Raw genomic sequence first — 3,644 nt, forward strand, 5'->3', positions numbered from 1 at the left:
AGGCGTCGTCGCGGATCCGCTGGGCCGGCGGCGATCCGGTGTTCCCGACGCTCGATGACGCGCTCGACCGTGGCTCGCTCGCGGTCGGCAGCCCGCAGGAGGTCGCGGACAAGATCGGCCGCATCCACGAGGCCCTCGGCCACGAGGTGCAGGCGTTCGGCGATGTGTCCCGCGTGCCGCGGCGCGCGGCAGCCGCGAGCCTCGAGCTGTTCGCCTCCGACGTGGCCCCCGTGCTGCGCCGCGAGCTGCCGAGCCGCCCGTGGACCGCGGTCACGGCCCTGTCGCCCGTGCCCGAGGTCCTCCCCGACACCCCGTGGCAGGAGCCGGCCGGCCTCCTCCGCACCCACTGACCCACACCGTGTTCACGGATCAGGGGATCCGGGCGCTCCGCGACGCCGGATCCCCTGATCCGTGAACACGACCTCTCCAACCCCACTACTGAAGGAGCACCTCATGACCACCACCACCACCGAGTCCTGCGCGACCTCGACCCCGATCGCCCTCGCCGAGCCGGCCCTCGTGCCCGCCTCGCTCGCGGGCGCCGCCGTCGCGGGCGGCGCGCTGCTGTTCGACGTGCGCAGCGCCCCGACCCGGGAGCGGCAGGGCGGCCTGCCCCAGGCGCGGCTCGCCGATCGCACGAGGGTCGCCGAGCAGTTCGGGCTCGACTCCGCGGAGCGGTTCGACGGCGTCGACTCGCTGGACCGGCCGATCGTCGTCGTGTGCGGATCCGAGAACGGGTCGCGCCCGGTCGCGGAGGAGCTGGTCTCCCTCGGCTTCACGAACGTCGTGCATGTCGCGGGCGGCTTCCCCGCGTGGGCCGCCGCCGGTCTGCCGGCCACCGCAGGGGCGGGGGAGTGACGCTCGTCGACGCCGACCCCTTCGCCGAGCTGCGGGATCTCGACGTCCGGACGGACGCGGCGGCGCTCGCCGCGGTGCTCACCGATCGCTCCTCCACCCACGCGGGCGAGGCGATCGCGGTCGTCCGCGCCCGCTCGACGGGGGATGTGCAGGCGCTGCTCGCCTGGGCCGACCGCACCGGCACGCCCGTGATCGCGAGGGGCGGCGGCAGCGCGCTGACCGGAGCCTCCGCGTCGGCGCGGGGCGCGGTCGTGCTCGACCTGTCGGGGCTCGACCGGATCCTCGAGATCCGGCCCGTCGACGGGGTCGTGCGGGTCGAGCCGGGCGTCGTGCTCGCGGATCTCGACGCCGCCGCCGCGCTGCACGGCCTCCGATACGCGCCCGATCCCGGCAGCGTGCGCCTCGCGACCGTCGGCGGCAGCATCGCCACGAACGCCGGCGGGCTGCACGGCGCGAAGTACGGGGTGACCCGCGATGCGGTGCTCGCCCTCGACGTCGTGCTCGCGGACGGCCGCCTGATCCACGTCGGGCGGGACACGCTGAAAGGCGTCGCCGGCTACGACCTCGTCGGGCTGTTCACCGGATCGGAGGGGACGCTCGGCGTCGTCGTCGGTGCGACCCTCCGCCTCCTGCCCGCTCCCGCGGCGACCGCCACCGCGACGGCCGCGTTCGCCTCGGCCGACGCGGCGGCGGAGGCGGTCGCGCGGATCGCGACGACCGGCGCGCGTCCGGCGGTGCTCGAGCTGCTCGACGCGGCGACGCTCGGCGCGATCGACGCCCTCGACGGCACGCGGCTCGCCGACGGCGTCGGTGCGCTGCTGCTCGTGCAGACCGACGGCCACGGCGCGGAGGCGGAGCTGGCGGCGGTGATCGAGGCGCTCCGCACGACGGCGGTGCGGATCGAGATCGCCGCCGATGCCGGCGAGGCGGACCGCCTGATCGCGGTGCGCCGCAGCGCGCTGCCCGCCGTCGAGCAGCACGGCCCGGTGCTGATCGAAGACGTCGTCGTCCCGATCTCCCGCCTCGCCGACGCGATCCGGGGCATCGAGCGCATCGCTGCGGAGACCGGCGTGCCGATCTTCGTCTTCGCCCACGCCGGCGACGGCAACCTGCACCCGATCGTGCTCGCCCTCGACCGGATCCGCGCCGAACGCGCCGCCGAACGGATATTCGCGCTGGCGCTCGACCTCGGCGGCACGATCACCGGCGAGCACGGGGTCGGCTCGCTCAAGCGGGAGTGGCTGGCGCGGGAGGTGGGCCCGGAGGTGCTCGCGCTGCAGCAGGGCATCAAGGCGCTGCTGGACCCGCGCGGCATCCTCAACCCGGGCAGAGCCCTCTGAGGCGAGCGTCATCGACCGTCACACGCACGGCCTCGGAGCAGCCGCGTTCTAGGCTTTGAGTTGACGCCCGGAATCACCGGGGGTGCAGCGACCGCCGAGCCCGGCACCCGCTGACGGCTCTCGCTGACGGCATGACCTGTCGCGGGCCGTCACCCGTGCACGACGAGGGGCGGAAGGCGATGCAGGGCACCCGGGCCACGCACTCGTTCGAGCTGTACCCGCCGCGCACGCCCGCCTCCGCCGCGGCGCTGCCGGAGGTGATCCGGACGCTGGCGGCGACCGGGCCCGAGTTCTTCGCCGTCACCTACGGCGCCTCGGGCTCGTCGACGAACGCCTCCTTCGACCTCGTGCAGCAGGTCGCCGACGCGGGTGCGGAGGTGATGGCGCACCTCACCTGCGCCGGCACATCGCCAGCCGAGGTGGCGGGGCTCGTCCGGCGGTTCCTCGACATCGGCGCGACCGGGTTCCTCGCCGTGCGCGGCGACGCGGTCGCGAACGGCGACCCCGGCGCGCTGAAGTCCGCCGCCGAGCTCGTGCAGCTGATCCGCCGCGTGCAGGCGGAACGGCGCGCCTGGTCCCTCGGCGCGGAGGCCCGGACGGCGCAGGTCGCCGTCGCGGCGTTCGTCAACGGGCACCCCGACTCCCGGACCCCCACCGACCATCTCGACGCGCTGCTGGCGAAGCAGGTCGCCGGCGCCGACCTCGCGATCACGCAGATGTTCTTCCACCCGGAGGACTACACCGCGTTCGTCGAGCGCGCCCGGCGCTGGGGCATCACGATCCCGATCGTGCCCGGCGTGCTGCCCGTCACGAGCCCCGCCCGCCTGAAGCGGATGCTCGAGCTCTCCGGCGAGGACGAGCCGTTCGACCTCGCGCTCGCCCTCGAACTCGAGCCGACCGAGGAGGGACGCTACGAGATCGGCATCGATCACGCGGCGCGCTTCGCGGAGGCGCTCCTCGAGGCCGGCGCGCCCGCCCTGCACCTCTACACGTTCAACCGGGCCGACGCGGTCGTCGCCGTCCTCGACCGCATCGGCCTGGCAGCCATCCCGACCAAGGAGACGACATGACCGACTTCCCCACCGCCACGATCCTCGGCTACCCGCGGATCGGGCGCCGCCGCGAGCTGAAGCACGCCGTGGAGGCGTACTGGGCGGGCCGCATCGATGCGGCCGAGCTCGAGCGCCGCGCCGCAGCCACCCGCCGCGCCATCCGCACCCGCCTCGTCGAGCTCGGCCTCGACGCGACCGCGTCCGCGGTGCCCGAGACGTTCTCGTTCTACGACCACGTGCTCGATACCGCGCTCGCGGTCGGCGCGGTCCCCGAGCGGTTCGGCGACCTCGACCCCGCCGCCGTCGACACCCTCTTCACCCTCGCCCGCGGCACGGCCGACCAGCCGCCGCTCGAGATGACGAAGTGGTTCGACTCGAACTACCACTACCTCGT

Annotated in this window: 3 protein-coding genes and 2 pseudogenes; all 5 read left to right on the top strand. The window is 74.8% G+C overall.

What is annotated here, in order from left to right:
• A pseudogene (locus ACFE67_RS14530) lies at positions 1-350 on the top strand (hypothetical protein); the annotation flags it as partial.
• Positions 351-453: 103 nt separating this feature from the next.
• A complete protein-coding gene (locus ACFE67_RS14535) occupies positions 454-858 on the top strand; it encodes a rhodanese-like domain-containing protein (protein WP_375407588.1) in 405 nt (134 codons plus the stop codon).
• Positions 855-2,198, top strand: coding sequence for an FAD-binding oxidoreductase (locus ACFE67_RS14540; protein ID WP_375407589.1), 1,344 nt, complete (start codon positions 855-857; stop codon positions 2,196-2,198). The genes ACFE67_RS14535 and ACFE67_RS14540 overlap by 4 nt, the downstream gene beginning before the upstream one ends.
• 131 nt (positions 2,199-2,329) lie before the next feature.
• The gene (locus ACFE67_RS14545) at positions 2,330-3,268 is read left to right on the top strand and encodes a methylenetetrahydrofolate reductase (protein WP_375407590.1); all 939 of its coding nucleotides are present in this window, start codon (positions 2,330-2,332) and stop codon (positions 3,266-3,268) included.
• Positions 3,265-3,644, top strand: a pseudogene (locus ACFE67_RS14550) (5-methyltetrahydropteroyltriglutamate--homocysteine S-methyltransferase); the annotation flags it as partial. The gene ACFE67_RS14545 and the pseudogene ACFE67_RS14550, both read left to right, overlap by 4 nt.

The sequence above is a fragment of the uncultured Amnibacterium sp. genome (genome assembly GCF_964244015.1).
Classification (GTDB): domain Bacteria; phylum Actinomycetota; class Actinomycetes; order Actinomycetales; family Microbacteriaceae; genus Amnibacterium.